A 19,075-nucleotide genomic window follows, 5' to 3' on the forward strand; every position below is an offset into this window, starting at 1 on the left:
GTAGAGGAGAGAGAAATGAAGATAATATATTATGACAGTACCGGTAGATATTTAGCAGTAATAGCTGCTGCTATTCATCTAGGCCAGTTAGATAGTAATGGTGGTCTGCCTGAGTGGAATCAATTAGAGGAATTAACTTATTTCAATAGCGATGATAGAATAAAGGCTGGGGAGATTATCTTTATCGGCAGAGATCAGCTGGGGAATGATATCTATATTTTAGGAAGTGAGGGGGTAGGAGGTGTAATCGAAAAAGCGATTAGCGGTATCAAGCGAATTTTTAATATTGAAGTTGAGGATATTTTTGTAGATTTGACTAAGTATGAGAATTGGCGATTTAATCTTGGGTTGGTAATTAAGAGTCTGAACTTTTCTTTTTTGGCTAATAGACTAATTTATAATAATTTAACTGATTTTTTTTCTGAAGTAAAGGAGATAGTAAGTGAGATTAAAGGGAGACAAGTAGATGAAAGTAATTTATAATTGTTATGGAAGTGCCCATTCTTCTGTTCTGGCTGCTGGAATCCATGTAGGTCTGCTGCCTGAAGATAGAGTTCCAACCTTTGGAGAGATTACTGCTCTGCCCCATTATGATCAGACTGAAACCGAAGAGATAGGAACTATTTATTATTTTGGGGAGGATGAGCTGGGTTCTCAAGTCTATATTCTGGGAATGAAGAGTTCACCTAAGGTAGTAAAGAGGGCTATCTTTAGTATGTTAGAAGAGTTTGATATCGATAGAACAGAGCTGGTCTTGGTTGATTCACTGCCCTATGTAAATAATATGACTCGCATAGGCGGCTTTTTATCGCGGGGGCTGGGGCTGGTTAAGATAGGACGGCCGCTTACAGTTTATGGATTACAGAAGTCCTACTCTAGGTTTGTTAATTTGGTCCAGGGGGTAAAAAAGAGGTTAGGTTATATCTATTAGCTGCTGCTCATCATAGGTAGAGATGGGCTTTTTTTAGTCTATAGCTTGACTAATCTAGTTTGATATAAGATAATATAAGGTAGATTAGAAATTAAGGTGGTATAATTATGGAAGAAGAACCTTATGTGGAAATAACTGATATTAGACCAGACAGTATAGCTGATGAATTGGACATTGAATCTGGAGATAAATTATTACGAATTAATGATCAACAGATTAGAGATTATATAGATTATAGATTCTTGAGTACAGATCTCTATTTAGAGTTATTGATAAGAAAGAAGAATGGTGAGGAATGGCTTTATGAGATTGAGAAGGATTATGATGAGGATTTAGGATTAGAATTTTCTAGTATTATCTATGATGGATTAAAGAAATGCAATAATAACTGCATCTTCTGTTTTGTTGATCAGTCGCCGGCAGGACTTAGAGAAACGCTGAATTTAAAGGATGATGATTACCGTTTTTCTTTTCTGCAGGGGAGCTATATTACGCTGACAAACTTAGCTGAAGAGGAGATCAATAGAATTAAGCGGCTCCATTTAAGTCCTCTTTATGTGTCGGTACATACTACTGATCCTGAATTGAGAGTTAGGATGATGCATAATAAGAAAGCAGGAGATATCTTACCTAAGTTAAGGGAGCTGGTAGAAGCGGGAATTGAATTCCACACCCAGATTGTTCTCTGTCCTGAGATTAATGATGGGCAAGAATTGGATAGAACAATTGAGAATTTAATAGAACTAACACCGGCAGTTAGGAGTTTAGCTATAGTCCCGGTAGGACTGACAGAGTATCGAAGCGGTTTATATTCGCTGCGTTCTTTTACTGCCCAAGAAGCTGAAGAAGTAATTGAGCAGGTAGCTAAGTGGCAAGAGAAGCTTGCGCAGAGAGGAGAGAACTTTATTTATTTAGCTGATGAGTTCTATCTATTAGCCGATAGAGAGCTGCCTGCTGTAGAAGATTATAACGGCTTTGTTCAGCTGGAGAATGGGGTTGGTATGATCCGTTTGTTCTGGCAGCAGTTTGAAGAAGCAGCCGATCAGTTACCTGCTTCTTTGAATGAAGAAGCAGACTTTACATTGATTACTGGAGAATTAGGGGCTGAGGCTTTAAGGCCAGTAATTGATAGATTGAATGAGATTGAAAAGTTAAGTCTTAACTTATTAATAGTAGAGAATAAATTTTTCGGCAGTCAGGTTACAGTAACTGGACTGTTGGCCGGAGAAGATATAATTAAGGCTATAGAAGAGGCGGAAGTAGCAGATAAGATAGTTCTACCAGCAGTCTTATTGAATGATGATGATCTATTTATTGATGACCTTAAGTTAAGTGATTTAGAGAATAGATTTCCGCAGCTTGAATTTATTCTTGTAGATAATGATGCAGAAAATTTAGTCAATAGATTAATGAATATCTAGTTTGGAGGTGGCTTTTAATGAGTAAACCAGTGGTAGCTATTGTTGGTAGACCGAATGTCGGAAAATCAACTCTCTTTAATAGAATTGTGGGCAATAGAATTTCGATTGTGGAGGATGAACCCAGCATTACTCGGGATAGGCTTTATGGTGAAGGTGAATGGTTGGATAATCACTTTTTAGTAGTTGATACCGGAGGATTGGACTTAGATAGTGAAGCAGAATTAAAGGATGAAGTCAGACAGCAGGCAGAGTTAGCAATTGAAGAGGCAGAGGTTGTTCTCTTTGTAGTCGATGGACGGACTGGAATTAAGCCTATGGATCGGGAGGTAGCCAATCTGCTGCGGAGAAGTAACAAACCGATTATTTTAACTGTTAATAAGGTGGATTCTAAAGAATTAGAAGAGAAGGTTAAGTATGATTTTTATGAATTGGGCTTAGGGGAGCCGGTTGCTATTTCGGCTAAGCATGCTCTGAATACAGGAGACTTATTGGATGAAGTAATTTCTCATTTCTCTACTGAAGAGACTGGAGAGTATGATGAAGATACAATCAGAATTTCAGTTATCGGTCGGCCGAATGTTGGTAAGTCTTCGTTAGTGAATAGTATTTTAGGCAAAGAGAGGGTAATTGTCAATGATGTTCCGGGTACTACCCGTGATGCTATCGATACTTATTTTGAAGTAGGTGATAATCAGTTTGTTATTATTGACACCGCTGGCATGAGAAAAAGAAGCAAGGTTGAAGCGGGGATAGAGAAGTATAGCGTCATTAGGTCTTTGAAGGCAGTGGATCGTTCCGATGTAGCTTTGATGGTTCTGGATGCTACTCAGGGAATTACTCAGCAGGATAAAAAGATTGCTGGTTATGCCCATGACCAAGGAAAGGCTATGGTAATAGCAGTTAATAAGTGGGATTTAATTAAAAAAGAGACTAATATTGATCAGAGATATGCAGATGAGATCAGGTATGAAGCAAGCTTTATAAATTATGCTCCGATTACTTTCGTTTCTGCTCTGACAGGACAGCGTGTATTAGAGATTCTGGATATTGTAGAATATGCAGCTGAGCAGTATTCACGCCGCATCAAGACCAATGTTTTAAATAATGTAATTAAAGAGGCAATTTCTAAACATCAACCGCCTAGTCAGAAGGGTAGAAGGCTTAAAGTCTATTATGCTACACAGCCGCGGGTTAAGCCGCCGTTGATTATTCTTTTTGTTAATGATCCGACCTTATTAAGGCAGTCGTATAAGCGTTATCTGAAGAATAGTATTCGCAAGTCTTTCGGCTTTGATGGAACGCCGCTTAAGATTATAGCTCGAAATAGGAAGTAAGAGGGGGAAAATAGGATGGTTAGTTATATATTTGTAATTTTAATCAGTTATTTATTGGGTTCGATTCCCTTTGGGCTGATAATTACTCGACTGGTTAAAGGAGTAGATATTAGGGAATACGGCAGCGGCAATATTGGAGCTACCAATGCTTATAGAGTGATGGGATTTGGAATGGGAATTATGGTAGCTCTCTGTGATATTGGTAAAGGCTATATTAGTGTCTTTATAGCGCAGCAGGTTTTTGGTTCACAAGCTGCTTTAATTCTTATTTTAGCTGGTTTGGCTGCTATTGCCGGACATAACTGGCCTATTTTTCTGAAATTTGATGGAGGCAGAGGAGTAGCTACTTCAGTTGGAGTCTTAATTAGTTTATTACCTAAAGCAGTTTTGATTGCTTTCTTTGCCTGGTTGGTTATTGTATTAACTACCCGGTATGTTTCATTGGGTTCGATTATAGGTGCGGTTTTGATTCCGATTTCAGCCTTGATCTTTAATAGTCCAGCGACTTATGTTGGTTTAGGCTTGGCTATTGCTATCTTTGTTGTTTATCGCCATCGGCCTAATATTCAGAGGCTGCTGGCTGGAGAAGAGAATAAGATCGGCTGGAATATGGATGTAGAAAAGAAAGAGGAATAATGGTAGAGGAGGGAATTGGAGATGGATAAAGCTGCAGTTATTGGAGGCGGTAGCTGGGGAAGTGCTATTGCCATATTATTGGCCAATAATGGTTATAGAGTTTCACTAAGGGATATATCTAAAGAGCAGGTTACAGAGATTAATGATAAGCGAACTAATTCTAATTACTTACCGGAGGTTAAGATCCCTGAAGCTATTACAGCTACTACTGATCTAAAGGAAGCTGTAAAAAAGGCTAAATTAGTAGTCGTAGTTGTTCCTTCGGATGCTATAAGGAAGGTAGCAGAGGAGTTATCTGGTTTATTAGCTGTTGATACAGTGATTATTAGTGCTACCAAGGGGATAGAAGAGGACAGCTATTATCGGATGTCAGAGGTGTTAGAGGATGAACTGCGGTCTGAATTACATGATAATATAGCAGTACTTTCTGGGCCAAGCCATGCAGAAGAGGTAAGTAAAGAACTTCCGACTACTGTAGTAGCAGCCAGTTCATCACGGCTGTTGGCGGAACAGATTCAGAATATCTTTATGTCTGATACGTTCCGGGTCTATACTAATCCTGATGTGGTAGGAGTAGAATTAGGCGGAGCCTTAAAGAATATAATTGCTATTGCTGCTGGAATCACTGATGGATTAGGATATGGAGATAATACAAAGGCTGCTTTAATTACCCGGGGTATGGCAGAGATTAAACGCTTAGGGGTTGCACTAGGAGCCGACCCGATGACTTTTGCTGGACTTTCCGGGATTGGAGATTTAGTAGTAACCTGTGCCAGTGAGCACAGCCGAAACAGGCGTTTAGGATTTAAGATAGGCCAGGGTAAGAGTTTGGACCAGGCCTTAGATGAGATGAAGATGGTTGCTGAAGGCGTTAGAACAGCCAAAGCTGCTTATCAACTGGCTGGACGTGAAGGAGTAGAAGTGCCGATTATTAAGCAGGCTTATCAAGTACTTTTTGAGGATAAATCTCCGTGTAAAGCAGTTAATGAATTAATGATGCGCGGTAAGAAACATGAGATTGAGGAAGTAGTTCAGAATAAGGATAATTGGTAAAATAATCAATGTAGAATCAAATTGATATATTGTTGCAATTTAGAGTTGATATCTTGCAAACGCTCCGAAAATCAGCCCTAATTAATTAGCAATAAATTAACCTTAGAGCTATTGTTTGAATACCCTACTTTATATGTTAACCATTTTCTCTTTTGGGGCTGCTTTAAAGTCGCTTTTTGCAAGATATCAACTAATTATGCAAAATTATCTGAGGGAAAGCGTTAAAACCCAACCAAACCAATGAAATTTCTGTTCTGTAATACCTCAAATAGTCAATATATGTTTATAGCTACTCCTATTAGTGATAACCCTAGTAATATATTTTATTAGCAATATTCAATATGTGTTTATAGTGACTCTCATTGGTGATAATAATTTATTACAAATAGTCAACATTTCTCTGAAGCGACTCTTAAAACTGATTCGGAACCATGGACGGTGGAGAATCAGTTTTTGAGAACGAATGAGGCAGGACGCCGAATGAGTGGCAAGCGTAAGAGATTTGTTGACTATAATCTGCAATATCTTGAAAGTGACACATAATATCAATATTCTTTCAAAAAATAGTAGAGTTAAATTTATAGAAGAATGGCTGATAGGCCATTTTTTATTATTTGGATAATATTATGTATTAAATACAGGACAATGTATTTTATTGACGAAAATAAATAATATAAGTCTATTTTTGAAGTAGAGAGGAGAATAGAGATGGAGAATATACCGGAAATAAATTTAACTTCGGATCTTGCCCAAAAGATTGTAGACCGAACAATGGAAATATTGAACTATAATATAAATATTAGGGATTATAACGGAAGGATTATTGCTAGTGGAAACCAAAAGAGAATAGATACTATCAGTGAGATGGCAGCGCAGGCAATTAAAGAAGAGGAAGTCTTAACAGTATCTAAACAGAAGGCTGAAGGAGATTCAGGTATGGAACCAGGCATTCAATTACCTATCTATTTTAACGGAAAGATTATGGGGGCAGTTGATATTACTGGAGAGCCTAAAAGAATAGAAAAGTATGGCGGGTTAGTTAAAATGACAGTAGAGTTGATGTTACAACAGGCTTTCTATTTGAAGAAATTACAGTTAGAGGAACAGGCGGAGGAACACTTTATTAAGGAATTATTGAATAAAAATTCAGAGCTTTCTAATGCTAATATACAGGATAGAGCACAAGTAATGGGGTACGACCAAAGACGCTCATATTTGGTAGCTATTCTTGAACTGACGAATCTCTGGGATAAGTTATTGGAAAATGTAGGGGATACAAGTAGTATGAAATTACAGCAGTATAAGATAAAGATTCAAGAGGGAATTCAAGAACTTTTTTACAACCAGTCAAGTGTTAAAGTTTTTCACTTAGATGGAGAAAGATTTATTATTTTAAAGTGTGAAGCTAATGATGACCTGAAAAATAAGGAAGATTTATTGGAGCTAGGTACGAATTTAGTCGGTAAACTGGATAAAAGATTTAATTTTGATTGTAAACTTGGTATCGGCAAAATTAATCAGGGGTTAAGAGGAATTAGAAAGTCTTTTGAAGAGGGATTGGAGGCTTTGGATTTAGGAATAAGGTTTTATCCTACTAAACAGGTTCATTATAGTGGGAATTTAATTCAGGAACGGATAGTTGAGAATTTAGCTCCGGAGGTTAGACAGGATTTAGCTGAGATATTTCCTCTAGATGATCAATATCAGCAGAGTTTAGAAGTCTATTTTGCTTCCAATTTAAATGTCAGTAAGACAGCTAACAAGTTGTGTCTGCACCGTAATTCGGTAATGTATCGGTTAAACCGAATAACTGAGATTACAGGTTTTGATCCTAGAGATTCAGAAGATATGGTAAATTTAAAGTTGGCTTTATTATGTTATAAATTAGAAAGTTCCAATTAATAGATTAATTGGTGATTAGTAATAAAAATTTATGCAGATGAATAAAAAATCTTGTTATTTAGATTGTAAAATTTGTCATTTTGCTAATTGATTTAATAAATAATAACATATATAATGACAGTAAGATGAAATGATAAAACATTATAAAGATTTAGAACTTTATGAAATTATCAAAAAAGTGTATATAATTTATAAAAAAATTATACTAAAAATTTGCTATAGAATAAAGATATTATAAGTAATTAAAAGTTGATTCAAAGACAGTAATTGTTACTACAATATATTTACTATTTCACTTCGAAATTAACTTGCCGCAATTTTCTTTAATACATTAACTAGTATACTGACGTTAAGTTGTCTTTTCTGAAAATAAATAGCTTTTTCATATTGTCATATCTAAACTTTCTCCTACATTTCCGTCTAGCTTTATATAATTTTTTAAATCTCCAATGTGCTTATTAGCCAATTAATGATTTTTTATAATTAAGTAGTTTATATTCTTCTGGTTTCTAATTTTCATAATTTAATAATTATTCAAAAAATTAATCCAAATAGTCAATAACAGCTAATTATGATTATTTTAAAATTATAATTAACTATTATTAAATACTTTGTTGCAACAACTAAAAATCACTTTATAAATAAGGGGAGGATAAAATGATTAAACGTAATACTTTAGCTGGGGATGTTTTATCCGATAATGATGTAAAGATGATTCATCAGGAGTCACTGCAGTTATTAGAGGAAACCGGCGTAGAGATTATGCATGAAGAGGCTTTGGATATTTTTGAGGACAATGGAGCTAAGGTGGAAGGTAAGCGGGTTTACTTATCTGCGGAGTTGGTTGAGGATGCACTGGATCAAGCTCCTACTTCTTTTACTTTACATGCTAGAAATTCAGACAATGATGTAGTAATTGGAGGGGGTAATTCGGTTTTAGCACCTGGATATGGTTCTCCATACGTGACAAGTATAGATGAGAGTAGACGGGATTCAACTTTTGAGGATTATAAGAATTTTACTAAATTAGCTTCGGTCAGTGAGAATATCGATGTACTTGGTGGTGTATTAGTTGAACCGACAGATTTAGATGATAAAATTAGACATGTTAAGATGCTTTATGCAGCAGCAAAGTATTCTGATAAGTGTTTAATGGGTAGTGCCTTAGGAGCCAAGAAGGCACGTGAATCTTTTAAAATGGCAAGTATACTTTTTGGTGAAGATGAGATTATTGATGATAGGCCAATTACGATGAGTTTGATTAATACCATGAGTCCTTTACAGTATGATAATAGAATGGCTGATGCGTTGATAGAACATGCCAGATATAATCAAGCAGCAGTAATTGCTTCTTTGATTATGGCTGGTTCAACAGGTCCTATGTCCATTGCTGGTACACTTGTTTTGCAGAATGTGGAGGTCCTAACCGGTATTGTTCTGGCGCAGATGGTTAATTCCGGTGCTCCAGTAGTTTATGGTTCAGCTTCAACTATTATGGATATGAAAGCAGCAAGTTTAGCTGTAGGTAGCCCTGAGTATGCGAAATTTATAGGAGCTACATCACAGTTAGCTCGTTATTATGGATTGCCTTCTAGGGCTGGAGGATCAATTACTGATTCAATTATGGTTGATACTCAAGCTGGCTATGAAGCAATGATGATGTTTATATCTTCAATTAATCACGGTATTAATTTCGTTCTTCATTCTGCTGGATTACTGGAAAATTATATGACGATGTCCTATGAGAAATTTATTATAGATGATGAAATATTGAGTATGGTAACCAATTATCAGGCGGGTATTGAAGTAAATGAGGATACAGTGGCTACTAAAGTAATTGATGATGTAGGACCAAGCGGCCATTATCTTCAAGAACCTCATACATTACAGCATATGGAGGATTTTCGGGAACCTGAAATCAGTAATCGGGCTGGTTATACTTCTGATAATGATTTAATTCCTACTGTTGAGCGGGCTAATGAAAAATGGAAAGCAATTTTAGCAGATTTTGAATCGCCTTATCTTGATTCTGTTATTGAACAGAAATTAACTGATTATATAGAGGAATTAAAATAAGGATTAAGGAGGTGGTTGCCAAAATAAGTAATTAAAAAAGGGGTTGGAGATATCGGCTTAAGAGATAAGCGCAGCAATAAAATCTAAAAAAAGGAGCGATTTAGAAAATGGCTCAACCTGAAAAAGAAGTAGAAGAGCGGGTACATAATTCAGAAAAGAAGATTGATCCAATTGTTTTTTGGATATCAGCTGTTATTTCCGGAGTTTTAATTATCTGGGGAGTAGTTGATAATGCCGGATTTGGAGATGTTGTTAATGCTGTGTTTGACTTTTTAGTCGGTAATTTTGGCTGGTCTTACCTCTTATTTGTATCAGTAGTATTAGTGGCAACAGTTGTAGTCGGATTTACTAGACTTGGAGATATTAAGTTAGGTAAGCCGGATGATGAACCGGAATTTAGCACTCGATCTTGGATTGCAATGTTATTCAGTGCTGGGATGGGAATTGGACTTGTCTTCTGGGGTGTAGCAGAACCAGTTATGCATTATGCAAGTCCGCCTTTTGGTGATGGAGAGACTGCTAGATCAGCTATGATAGCTGCTCGCTATTCATTCTTCCATTGGGGTTTACATCCTTGGGCGCTGTATTCTTTCTTTGGTATGGTGCTGGCCTACTTTGGTTTCAGAAGAGGGTTGCCTCAATTACCTAGTTCTACTCTTTATCCCTTAGTAGGAAAAGAAGGAGTCAAAGGATTCTGGGGTAAAGCCTTCGATATTTTAGCTGTATTTGCTACTTTATTTGGGATTGCTACTTCCTTAGGTTTAGGGGCGCAGCAGATTAACAGCGGCCTTCATACTTTATTTGGAATTCCTAATAATACAATGATGGCTTTAGCAATTATTATCGTGGTAACTATAGCCTTTGTCATTTCTGCAGTTACTGGTTTAGATAAAGGAATCAAGATTTTAAGTAATATTAATATTACTTTAGGTTCTTTACTAATAGTATTAATGTTTATTGGCGGACCGACAGTATTTATCCTTGATTATCTTACTCAGGGAATTGGCGGTTTATTCCAGAATTTCTTTGATATGAGCTTCTTTACTAGTCCAGTAGAGCAGAGTCCTTGGCCTGGCTGGTGGACAATCTTCTATTGGGCCTGGTGGATTGCCTGGACACCTTTCTGCGGCGGTTTTATCGGCCGAATCTCAAAAGGGCGTACCATTAAAGAATATGTCTTAGGAACGCTATTTTTACCATCAGTTATCGGCTTTGTCTGGATAGCAACAATGGGTGGTTCTGCTATCTGGATGGAACAGTTTGGCGCTGGAGGTATTGTAGGACCGGTTCAGAATGATGTAGCTTCTGCTTTCTTTGTCTCATTAGGTAAGTTTCCACTTGGTACTTTCATGTGTATGATAGCAACAGTTTTAATCAGTACTTTCTTTATTACTTCCGCTGACTCTGGAACTTTTGTTATGGGAATGCTGACATCTCATGGAACTTTAGAACCTAAAACTGGAGTTAAAGTTACTTGGGGAGTACTTGAAGGATTCATTGCTGCCGTCTTACTCTTGGCTGGAGGATTATCTGCTTTACAGACAGCTTCAATTGCTGGGGCTTTTCCTTTTATGATCTTTATGGTCTTTACAGTATTTGCTTTCTTTAAAGCACTGAAAAAGGATAGAGATATGCTTGCTCAGGGAGAATTTATTGGTGAATTAGATTGGTAAAGAAAGTGTAACTATTTTGTTACACTTTGTTGATAGCGTAGGAATTGTCTAATTATTGGTTAAAATATAAGATAAAAATAAAGATTTAAATAGAAATTTGTGATAAGAGATACATTATATTAAATCAAATTTATAAAAAGAGGGGGGTTGCGATTGCTGAAGGAGAAAGTATGAGATTTAAATTGAAATTAATTATTAAGTATTAAGTATTAATTAACTAAGGAGGGGGAATAATCAATGGCAGATTTTGAGGAGTTAAGTAATAGTGTAATTGAAGGTAATGAAGAAAAGGTAGTTGAATTAACTCAAGAGTTAGTCGATGATGGATTAGAGCCTAAAGAAATTATTCGTCAGGGATTAATTGGTGGAATTAATGTAGTAGGGCAGAGATTTAAAGATGGAGATATGTTTATTCCTCAGGTTATGATGGCAGCAGAGTCTATGAAATCAGGAATGGAGATTGTTAATCCTCTACTAGCAGAAGGAGAGAGTTCTTCTGTAGGGAAAGTAGTTTTGGGAACAGTAGCTGGTGATTTACATGATATCGGTAAGAACTTAGTGGGAATGATGATGGAAAGTGCCAGTTTAGAAGTTATAGATTTAGGTGTAGATATAGATCCGGAAGAATTTGTAGAAGCAGTGAAAGAGAATAACCCGGATTTATTGGGTATGAGTGCTTTATTAACAACAACTATGTTAGAGATGCAGAATACGATAGAACTTTTAGAAGAAGAAGGACTGTTAGATGGACTCAAGATTATGGTTGGCGGTGCTCCAGTAACACCAAATTTTGCTGATGAGATCGGTGCTGATCGTTGGGCTCAGGATGCTGCAGCGGCTAAAGAAGCGGCGTTGGAATTAATCGAGTAATTTTTAATATCTTTTGGAAGGAGAGATAGTTATGGAGAAAATGGTAAGGAGTAATTCAGTTGTTAATAAGTCGGTTAATTATTCTACCTTGAGTGAAAAGGAAAGAGAGAGAATTTTCTATGCAGCGCTCGAAATTTTGGAAAGAACTGGTGCTGTGGTCCATGACGAGGAGACATTGGATGTTCTTGAGGATGCAGGCTGTTGGATTGAAGATGGCAATCACGTTAAGATTCCTTCTGGCGTAGCTCAGGATGCAGTTAAGTCAGCACCTGAACGGGTGGTGTTTTATGATCGAAATGGTAATCCAGCTATTCATGCTGAAGGAAACAACAGCTATTATGGACCGGGACCTACTAATAATTACCATAAAGATCCTTGGACTGGTGAGCGACGGGAGCCGTGTAAGCAGGATAGTGCTAATGTAGCTAAAGTTTGTGACTATCTGCCTAATATTGATTATGTTATGGACTTAGGAACTGTTAAAGATGTACCAGCTCAGTTATCTGATGTTCATGCTTATCATGCTATGGTTAAGAATACTACTAAGCCTATCTTTCACTGGGGCTTTGATATTGAGCAGTATCAGGCTATCATCGATATGGCAGCTACAGCAGTTGGCGGTCTTGATAAATTACAAAAGAAACCGACTTTAGCTCTTTATGCTGAGCCTACTCCACCGTTGATTCATTCAGAAGAAGGGATTGCAAAATGTGTTCATGCTGCTAAATATGACTTACCTGATATTTATACACCTTGTGTTATGGCTGGCGGTTCAACACCAGCAACATTGGCTGCTACTATAGCTACTGGTATTGCTGATAGTATAGTCGGTTTAGTTGCTAATCAGCATGTAAATGAAGGTAGTCCGTTTATTCTCGGTGGAGTTTATACAATTATGGATATGAAGAGTACAATCTTCTCTTATGGAGCACCTGAATTTTTAGCATTACAAGCTGGAATTGCTGAAGTTGCTCATTACATGGGAATTCCAGTCTTTGGTACTGCCGGTTGTACTGATTCTTGTACCTTAGACGGACAGGCAGCAGGAGAGTCTGCTATGAGTATCTTAATTAGTGCTTTAGCAGGGGCTAATGTAATTCACGATGTTGGTTATACTGAATATGCATCTACAGGCTCTTTATATCAGTTAGTGATGGGTGATGAAGTAATCGGTATGGTCAAGCAGTATACTAATGGAGTTGAGGTTAATGAGGATACTTTAGCCCTAGATGTAATAGATGAAGTCGGACCTGGTGGCGATTACAGTGGACATTCCCATACTAAAGAGCATTTAGAAGACTTCTGGACTCCTGATTTAATTGATCGAATGAAGCGAGAAGATTGGGAAAAAGATGGTCAAGAGATGGGAGATAAGATTATAGCTAAGACGCAGAGGATTCTTGAAGAATATGAGCCAGAGCCTCTCGAAGATGAAGTTGTAGAAGAATTGGATAGAATAGCTGAAGAAGCAGAAGAAAAGTATCTGTAAATATTAAGGGGGGAATGATCGATGGCAGATCTTGAGGAGTTAAGTAATAGTGTAATTGAAGGTAATGAAGAAAAGGTAGTTGAATTAACTCAAGAGTTAGTCGATGATGGATTAGAGCCTAAAGAAATTATTCGTCAGGGATTAATTGGTGGAATTAATGTAGTAGGGCAGAGATTTAAAGATGGAGATATGTTTATTCCTCAGGTTATGATGGCAGCAGAGTCTATGAAATCAGGAATGGAGATTGTTAATCCTCTACTAGCAGAAGGAGAGAGTTCTTCTGTAGGGAAAGTAGTTTTGGGAACAGTAGCTGGTGATTTACATGATATCGGTAAGAACTTAGTGGGAATGATGATGGAAAGTGCCAGTTTAGAAGTTATAGATTTAGGTGTAGATATAGATCCGGAAGAATTTGTAGAAGCAGTGAAAGAGAATGACCCGGATTTATTGGGTATGAGTGCTTTATTAACAACAACTATGTTAGAGATGCAGAATACGATAGAACTTTTAGAAGAAGAAGGACTGTTAGATGGACTCAAGATTATGGTTGGCGGTGCTCCAGTAACACCAAATTTTGCTGATGAGATCGGTGCTGATCGTTGGGCTCAGGATGCTGCAGCAGCTAAGGAAGCGGCGTTGGAATTAATCGAGTAATTTTGAATATCTTTTGGAAGGAGAGATCAGCTTATGAGAAGCAGAAGTAATTATAAAGTTAATGGTTCGGCGGTTCAAGAGGTGCTGGCAGATGATCAATGTAAACAGGTTTTGTCAGGAGCTATGAAGATTTTAAAGGAGACAGGAGTTGCTTATCAAGACGAAGAAGCAGTTGAAATTTTAAAAGAAGCCGGATGTTATGTTGAGAATGGCCGCGTTTATATTCCGGTTAAGTTAGTAGAAAAGGCATTAAGAACAGTACCTTCTCAGGTAACTTTATATAATAGTAGAACAAAAGAAGCAGAACTTTATTTAGAAGGAGGTAATGCTTATTTCGGTACAGGGTCTGAAGCTCCTTGCTTCTTAGATCCTTATGAAGAAGCAATAGTAGATACTACTCAAGAGACAGTAGAGATGGCTACTAAACTGGCTGATGCCTTACCTCGGATAGATTTTGTTATGTCCATGGGGAATATTCAGGATAAATCAGAATCAGTTCGAGATCGTTATCAGTTCTTAGCTCAGCTAGCAAATACTTCTAAACCAATTGTAACTACTGCTGTTGATAAGCAAGGCTGTGCAGATATTGTGGAGATGAGTGAAACTGTAGCAGGGGGAGCAGAAGAATTAAAACGACGTCCGTTCATGGCTCTATGTGTTAAACCGGATTCTCCTCTAAAGCCTGCTGCTGTAGATACTGAGAAATTAATGTATGCTAGTGAAAAATCACTACCTGTTACCTATACTCCTTATCTTAGTGCAGGCGCAAATGTTCCGGCTACATTAGCTGGAGCTGTAGCTGTTGGACTGGCAGAAGTACTTGCTGCTTTAGTACTTAATCAACAGATAGAAGAAGGAGCACCTTTCATTATGGGCGGTTACTTTACAATAGTTGATACAGAAAATGAAATTTGTTCTGATGGGGCTCCAGAAAGCAGTTTGATGCAGGCAGCTTTATCTGATATAGCTCACTATTTGGATATTCCGATGTTTGGTGCCTGCGGAGGTACTGATTCTAAAACTGTCGATGAGCAGGCGGCAATCGAAGATGCATTATCTATTTTAACGTCTGCTAAATCAGGTGCTAATCTAAACCATGGTATCGGCTCTATTGAATATGGTAATGCAACAGCTTTAGAAAATCTGATCATCTGTGATGAGATGATTGGTTTTGCCCGTAGATCAATTAAGGGTATTGAGGTTAATGATGAAACGTTAGCTTTAGATATTATCCATGAAGTTGGTCCCGGCGGTCACTTTATTACTCAGCAGCATACTATGGATAACTTCCAGAAGGAAACTTGGTATCCTGATCTATTCCAGCGGAAGAATTATGTTGACTGGGAAGATGAAGGCAAGAAGACTTTAACTGACCGGGCTCACGAGAAAGCCTTAGATATCCTTGAAAGCCATGAACCGGATGGATTAGATGATGAAATGATAGAAAAATTAGAAGCAATTGTTGAAGAATAAATTAATTTTATTGATTTATCAAGTTAGAGGATGGTTTATTCCATCCTCTGCTTCTAACTTATAGATAGGACTGAATTGAAATTAGTTGTTGGTCCATCAGTTCTGAAGGGGGCCTACTTATGTCAGTAACACTAGGGATTGATACTGGAGGAACTTATACTGATGGAGTAGTAATGGACTTAGATGAAGGTAAGATTTTTGCAGAATCCAAGGCGCTTACTACTCGTCGGGATCTTTCAATAGGTATTAATGAATGTATTGATAATCTTGAAGAAATAGATTTCAGCGATATTAAAATGGTATCGTTATCCACAACTTTAGCAACTAATGCTACTGTGGAAGGACAGGGTTGTGAAGTAGGACTTATTTTAATTGGTTTTGAGCTTGAAGATAACTTACCAACGGAACACTATGTTAGCATTCAGGGCGGCCATGATATTAAAGGGAACCGTAAAGAAAGACTTGATGTTAAAGAAGTAAGAGAAGTAGTTAATTCTTTACAGAGCAAGGTGGATGCTTTTGCTGTTTCTGGTTATCTCAGCGTTCGGAATCCGGAGCATGAAAAGAAGGTTAAAGATATAATTCAGGATTTAACTGATTACCCAGTAGTTTGCGGCCATGAATTAACATCTTCATTAGGGATAAGTGAACGAACGGCAACTGCTGTATTGAATGCTCGATTGATTCCGATTATAGCTGATTTAATTAATGCAGTTAAAGGAATGATGGAAGAACATAATATCGATGCTCCTTTAATGATTGTTAAAGGAGATGGTAGCTTAGTAAGTGAAGAGGTAGCCCGGGAGAAACCGATTGAGACTATCTTATCAGGACCTGCTTCCAGTATTATTGGTTCGACTTATCTTACTGACCTAGAAGATGGAATTGTAGTGGACATGGGAGGTACTACTACTGATGTGGCTTTATTGCAGGATGGGACTCCCAGTTTAACTGAAAAAGGAGCTATGGTTGGCGGTTGGTTGACTAGGGTTAAAGCAGTAGATATGGCTACTATCGGTATTGGAGGCGATAGTTATATTAGAGTTTCTAAAGACCATCTGCTTCAGGTTGGACCCCAGAGAGTTTATCCACTCTGTTGGGCTGTGGCACAGCATCGTTATTTGTTAGATCAATTGTTAGAAATTGATGCTGAGGAATACTTTCCGGTTAATTCTCAACCAACAGATATTCTATTCTTTATCAAAGAACCTCTCCATATCGATTTAACAAAAACAGAGGAACAGATATTAGAAATAATTAGAGAGAAACCCCAGTCCTTATATCATATAGGTAAAAAATTAGATAAAGACCCTAATTTATTGCGCTGGAATAGATTAGTCAATATCGGTTCTGTTCATCGTGCTTCTTTAACTCCTACTGATCTTCTTCATGTTACAGGTAGAATGGAGGAGTGGAATGTTGAAGCTTCTAAGGTAGGAGTAAAGATTGGAGCCAGAAGATATGGTGTAGAAGTAGAGAACTTTATAAAAGATGTTGAGGAAGAGATTTATTACAAGATTGCTCTTGTAATTACTGAAATGCTGCTTAAGGATAAAAAAGTAGAATTTGATTGGAAGCAGGATTCTTTAACTGAGTTTTTACTGGAAGCAATATTTAGAGAAAATAAAGAACAGGATGAATTAATCGAGTTTTCTACCACGATTAATTTACCAATTATTGCTATTGGCGCTCCAGTAGAAGCATATTTTCCAGAAATTGCTGATAGATGTAATGCTACTTTAGAGATACCAGAGCATTCTGAAGTAGCTAATGCAGTAGGTACGGTGACTGGTAAGGTAATAGAACAGGTTGAAATTTTGGTTAAACCAGGGGCTGAAAGCGGTTATTTAGTCCATGCTCCAGGGGAAAAGAAGATGTTTAAAGAATTGGAAGAAGCAGTTGAGTTTGCTAAAGATGTAGGAGAAAAGTACGTTAGGGAAAGAGCTAAAAGGTCGAAGGTTACTGATCTTAAAGTTAATATAGAGCATGAAGATGTATATAGTAGTTTTTCTCAATTAGAAGATAAGGATGACTTATATCTCGAGAGTAAAATTAAGGTAGTAGCTATGGGAAGACCTGAGTTGAATTAAAATAATAACACAACAGGGAGGCAAGAATTTAATGATAATTATTGGTGAATTAATTAACACAAGTAGGGAAGAGGTTGAACCGGCTGTTAAGGATAGAGATAAAGAATTTATTCAGGAGCTGGCCAAAAAGCAGGAGGAAGCAGGAGTAGATTATGTAGATGTTAACTGTGGAACATTAATTAGAGAGGAACCAGAAGCCCTGGAGTGGTTAGTTGAGACAGTACAGGAGGCTGTCGATGTACCGCTCTGTATTGATAGCCCTGATCCTAAAGCTATTAAACAAGGATTGGAAGCCCATGAAGGTAAAGCCTTAGTTAATTCTATTACTGCCGAAGATGAAAGATATGATGAAGTTCTGCCATTAATTAAGGAGTATGATGCCAATATAGTGGCTTTGGTTATGAATGATAACGGTATGCCTGATGATGCTACTGATAGAATAGAGGTGGCTACAGAGCTTGTTGATAACTTACTTGAAGATGGAATTCCGGCTGAGGATATCTTTGTTGACCCAATTATTCAGCCAATAGGTACTGATAGTGAAATGGGAGAACATATTTTAAATGCAGTTGAGGAGATTTCTTCTAAGTATGAAGATATCCATATCACCTGCGGTTTAAGTAATATCTCTCATGGGCTACCACAAAGACAGCTTTTAAATCAAGCTTATTTGGTCTTAGCTATGAGTAGAGGTATGGATAGTGCTATTTTGGATCCATTAGATGAAAAGATTATGTCTCTAGCTCAAGCTTCTGATACTTTACTGGGCAAGGATCAGTACTGTAGTGATTATATTAAAGCATCTAAGAGTGGTGACTTAACTGTTTAGTGTCCTTAGTCTTATTATAATCTCCTTGGGCTAGTCATATAGTCCTGGGAGATTATAAGTGAGAAATTGAAGATATCTCTTACTTTTATTTTGTGCAGATGAATGAAATGGTTTGTTGTATTAAATCGAAAAACTGTTAATTTGCCAATTGATTCATAGAAGAATAATGAATATAATGAAATTAAATCATATAACAAGTTATGAATTTAATTAAATCTTCAGAATATTTTGTTGATTTAATATAAAATTTAGGGAAGTGGTGGGGTAAAGTGAAATACTTCATTTTAAGTAATAATCCTATAGTGAGAGAGAACTTTGAACAGGTCTATTTTGTGAAGGTATCAGTTAAAGAGCTGTTAATTAAAGTGAGGAATTTAGTTCATAAAGGCCATGAACTAATTACCCATCCTTTGCCGGCGAGTATGAAGATAATGTCTTCACCCTTTAGATCTATAGTATTAAGCAAAGATAAACAACAAAGAGTGGATGCTTTCCAGGTGGAGGTGATAGAGGAGAGTATCTTTAAGTTAAGATACCATATTCAGCAGCAGAGTATAGATAATGATAATGATGATGACTATCAAATGTTAGACTATCGTTTGCTACGAAGTGCTTTAGAAAGCAGTAATAAGATTGCGCTATAA

The 19,075-nt window shown here is 37.1% G+C and carries 16 protein-coding genes; all 16 read left to right on the plus strand.

All coding sequences use genetic code 11. The features are described 5' to 3' along the window. Positions 1 to 15 precede the first annotated feature (15 nt). Positions 16 to 483, plus strand: a complete 468-nt coding sequence (locus acear_RS05475; protein WP_013278014.1) for a DUF3189 family protein — start codon at positions 16 to 18, stop codon at positions 481 to 483. Next, positions 467 to 931 carry a DUF3189 family protein gene (locus tag acear_RS05480; protein WP_013278015.1) on the plus strand — a complete coding sequence of 155 codons (465 nt, stop codon included), beginning with the start codon at positions 467 to 469 and terminating at the stop codon, positions 929 to 931. The genes acear_RS05475 and acear_RS05480 overlap by 17 nt, the downstream gene beginning before the upstream one ends. A 107-nt stretch (positions 932 to 1,038) precedes the next feature. Then, positions 1,039 to 2,352: a DUF512 domain-containing protein gene (locus acear_RS05485; RefSeq protein WP_013278016.1), complete on the plus strand. Its 1,314-nt coding sequence runs from the start codon at positions 1,039 to 1,041 to the stop codon at positions 2,350 to 2,352. Between the two features lie 17 nt (positions 2,353 to 2,369). Further along, positions 2,370 to 3,686: a ribosome biogenesis GTPase Der gene (gene der / locus acear_RS05490; RefSeq protein ID WP_013278017.1), complete on the plus strand. Its 1,317-nt coding sequence runs from the start codon at positions 2,370 to 2,372 to the stop codon at positions 3,684 to 3,686. Between the two features lie 15 nt (positions 3,687 to 3,701). Further along, positions 3,702 to 4,322: a glycerol-3-phosphate 1-O-acyltransferase PlsY gene (plsY, locus tag acear_RS05495; protein ID WP_013278018.1), complete on the plus strand. Its 621-nt coding sequence runs from the start codon at positions 3,702 to 3,704 to the stop codon at positions 4,320 to 4,322. Positions 4,323 to 4,343: 21 nt separating this feature from the next. Then, positions 4,344 to 5,375: an NAD(P)H-dependent glycerol-3-phosphate dehydrogenase gene (locus tag acear_RS05500; RefSeq protein ID WP_013278019.1), complete on the plus strand. Its 1,032-nt coding sequence runs from the start codon at positions 4,344 to 4,346 to the stop codon at positions 5,373 to 5,375. 708 nt (positions 5,376 to 6,083) lie between these two features. Beyond that, a complete protein-coding gene (locus acear_RS05505) occupies positions 6,084 to 7,277 on the plus strand; it encodes a CdaR family transcriptional regulator (RefSeq protein WP_013278020.1) in 1,194 nt (397 codons plus the stop codon). Between the two features lie 657 nt (positions 7,278 to 7,934). Continuing rightward, positions 7,935 to 9,353 (plus strand): trimethylamine methyltransferase family protein, encoded by a 1,419-nt coding sequence (locus tag acear_RS05510; protein WP_013278021.1) that lies wholly within the window; start codon positions 7,935 to 7,937, stop codon positions 9,351 to 9,353. Between the two features lie 107 nt (positions 9,354 to 9,460). Beyond that, positions 9,461 to 11,026 carry a BCCT family transporter gene (locus tag acear_RS05515; RefSeq protein ID WP_013278022.1) on the plus strand — a complete coding sequence of 522 codons (1,566 nt, stop codon included), beginning with the start codon at positions 9,461 to 9,463 and terminating at the stop codon, positions 11,024 to 11,026. Positions 11,027 to 11,263: 237 nt separating this feature from the next. Then, positions 11,264 to 11,896 (plus strand): corrinoid protein, encoded by a 633-nt coding sequence (locus tag acear_RS05520; RefSeq protein ID WP_013278023.1) that lies wholly within the window; start codon positions 11,264 to 11,266, stop codon positions 11,894 to 11,896. 31 nt (positions 11,897 to 11,927) lie between these two features. Then, positions 11,928 to 13,385 (plus strand): trimethylamine methyltransferase family protein, encoded by a 1,458-nt coding sequence (locus acear_RS05525; protein ID WP_013278024.1) that lies wholly within the window; start codon positions 11,928 to 11,930, stop codon positions 13,383 to 13,385. A gap of 21 nt (positions 13,386 to 13,406) precedes the next feature. Then, positions 13,407 to 14,039, plus strand: a complete 633-nt coding sequence (locus acear_RS05530) for a corrinoid protein (protein WP_013278025.1) — start codon at positions 13,407 to 13,409, stop codon at positions 14,037 to 14,039. A gap of 33 nt (positions 14,040 to 14,072) precedes the next feature. Continuing rightward, positions 14,073 to 15,512 carry a trimethylamine methyltransferase family protein gene (locus acear_RS05535; RefSeq protein ID WP_013278026.1) on the plus strand — a complete coding sequence of 480 codons (1,440 nt, stop codon included), beginning with the start codon at positions 14,073 to 14,075 and terminating at the stop codon, positions 15,510 to 15,512. A gap of 119 nt (positions 15,513 to 15,631) precedes the next feature. Beyond that, entirely contained in the window at positions 15,632 to 17,602 is a 1,971-nt protein-coding gene (locus acear_RS05540; RefSeq protein ID WP_013278027.1) for a hydantoinase/oxoprolinase family protein, read from the plus strand. Between the two features lie 31 nt (positions 17,603 to 17,633). Then, a complete protein-coding gene (locus acear_RS05545; RefSeq protein WP_013278028.1) occupies positions 17,634 to 18,431 on the plus strand; it encodes a methyltetrahydrofolate cobalamin methyltransferase in 798 nt (265 codons plus the stop codon). Between the two features lie 269 nt (positions 18,432 to 18,700). Further along, complete coding sequence (locus acear_RS05550; RefSeq protein WP_013278029.1) at positions 18,701 to 19,075, plus strand: GrdX family protein; 375 nt, start codon at positions 18,701 to 18,703, stop codon at positions 19,073 to 19,075.

This window comes from Acetohalobium arabaticum DSM 5501 (assembly GCF_000144695.1).
Classification (GTDB): Bacteria; Bacillota; Halanaerobiia; order Halobacteroidales; family Acetohalobiaceae; genus Acetohalobium; species Acetohalobium arabaticum.

Excerpts from the sequence above, each read along its gene's own strand:
- acear_RS05475 (WP_013278014.1), top strand. The coding sequence starts at position 16 with ATGAAGATAATATATTATGACAGTACCGGTAGATATTTAGCAGTAATA.
- acear_RS05545 (WP_013278028.1), top strand. The coding sequence starts at position 17,634 with ATGATAATTATTGGTGAATTAATTAACACAAGTAGGGAAGAGGTTGAA.
- plsY (WP_013278018.1), top strand. The coding sequence starts at position 3,702 with ATGGTTAGTTATATATTTGTAATTTTAATCAGTTATTTATTGGGTTCG.
- acear_RS05525 (WP_013278024.1), top strand. The coding sequence starts at position 11,928 with ATGGAGAAAATGGTAAGGAGTAATTCAGTTGTTAATAAGTCGGTTAAT.
- acear_RS05530 (WP_013278025.1), top strand. The coding sequence starts at position 13,407 with ATGGCAGATCTTGAGGAGTTAAGTAATAGTGTAATTGAAGGTAATGAA.
- acear_RS05540 (WP_013278027.1), top strand. The coding sequence starts at position 15,632 with ATGTCAGTAACACTAGGGATTGATACTGGAGGAACTTATACTGATGGA.
- acear_RS05535 (WP_013278026.1), top strand. The coding sequence starts at position 14,073 with ATGAGAAGCAGAAGTAATTATAAAGTTAATGGTTCGGCGGTTCAAGAG.
- acear_RS05520 (WP_013278023.1), top strand. The coding sequence starts at position 11,264 with ATGGCAGATTTTGAGGAGTTAAGTAATAGTGTAATTGAAGGTAATGAA.
- der (WP_013278017.1), top strand. The coding sequence starts at position 2,370 with ATGAGTAAACCAGTGGTAGCTATTGTTGGTAGACCGAATGTCGGAAAA.
- acear_RS05500 (WP_013278019.1), top strand. The coding sequence starts at position 4,344 with ATGGATAAAGCTGCAGTTATTGGAGGCGGTAGCTGGGGAAGTGCTATT.
- acear_RS05515 (WP_013278022.1), top strand. The coding sequence starts at position 9,461 with ATGGCTCAACCTGAAAAAGAAGTAGAAGAGCGGGTACATAATTCAGAA.
- acear_RS05510 (WP_013278021.1), top strand. The coding sequence starts at position 7,935 with ATGATTAAACGTAATACTTTAGCTGGGGATGTTTTATCCGATAATGAT.
- acear_RS05480 (WP_013278015.1), top strand. The coding sequence starts at position 467 with ATGAAAGTAATTTATAATTGTTATGGAAGTGCCCATTCTTCTGTTCTG.
- acear_RS05505 (WP_013278020.1), top strand. The coding sequence starts at position 6,084 with ATGGAGAATATACCGGAAATAAATTTAACTTCGGATCTTGCCCAAAAG.
- acear_RS05485 (WP_013278016.1), top strand. The coding sequence starts at position 1,039 with ATGGAAGAAGAACCTTATGTGGAAATAACTGATATTAGACCAGACAGT.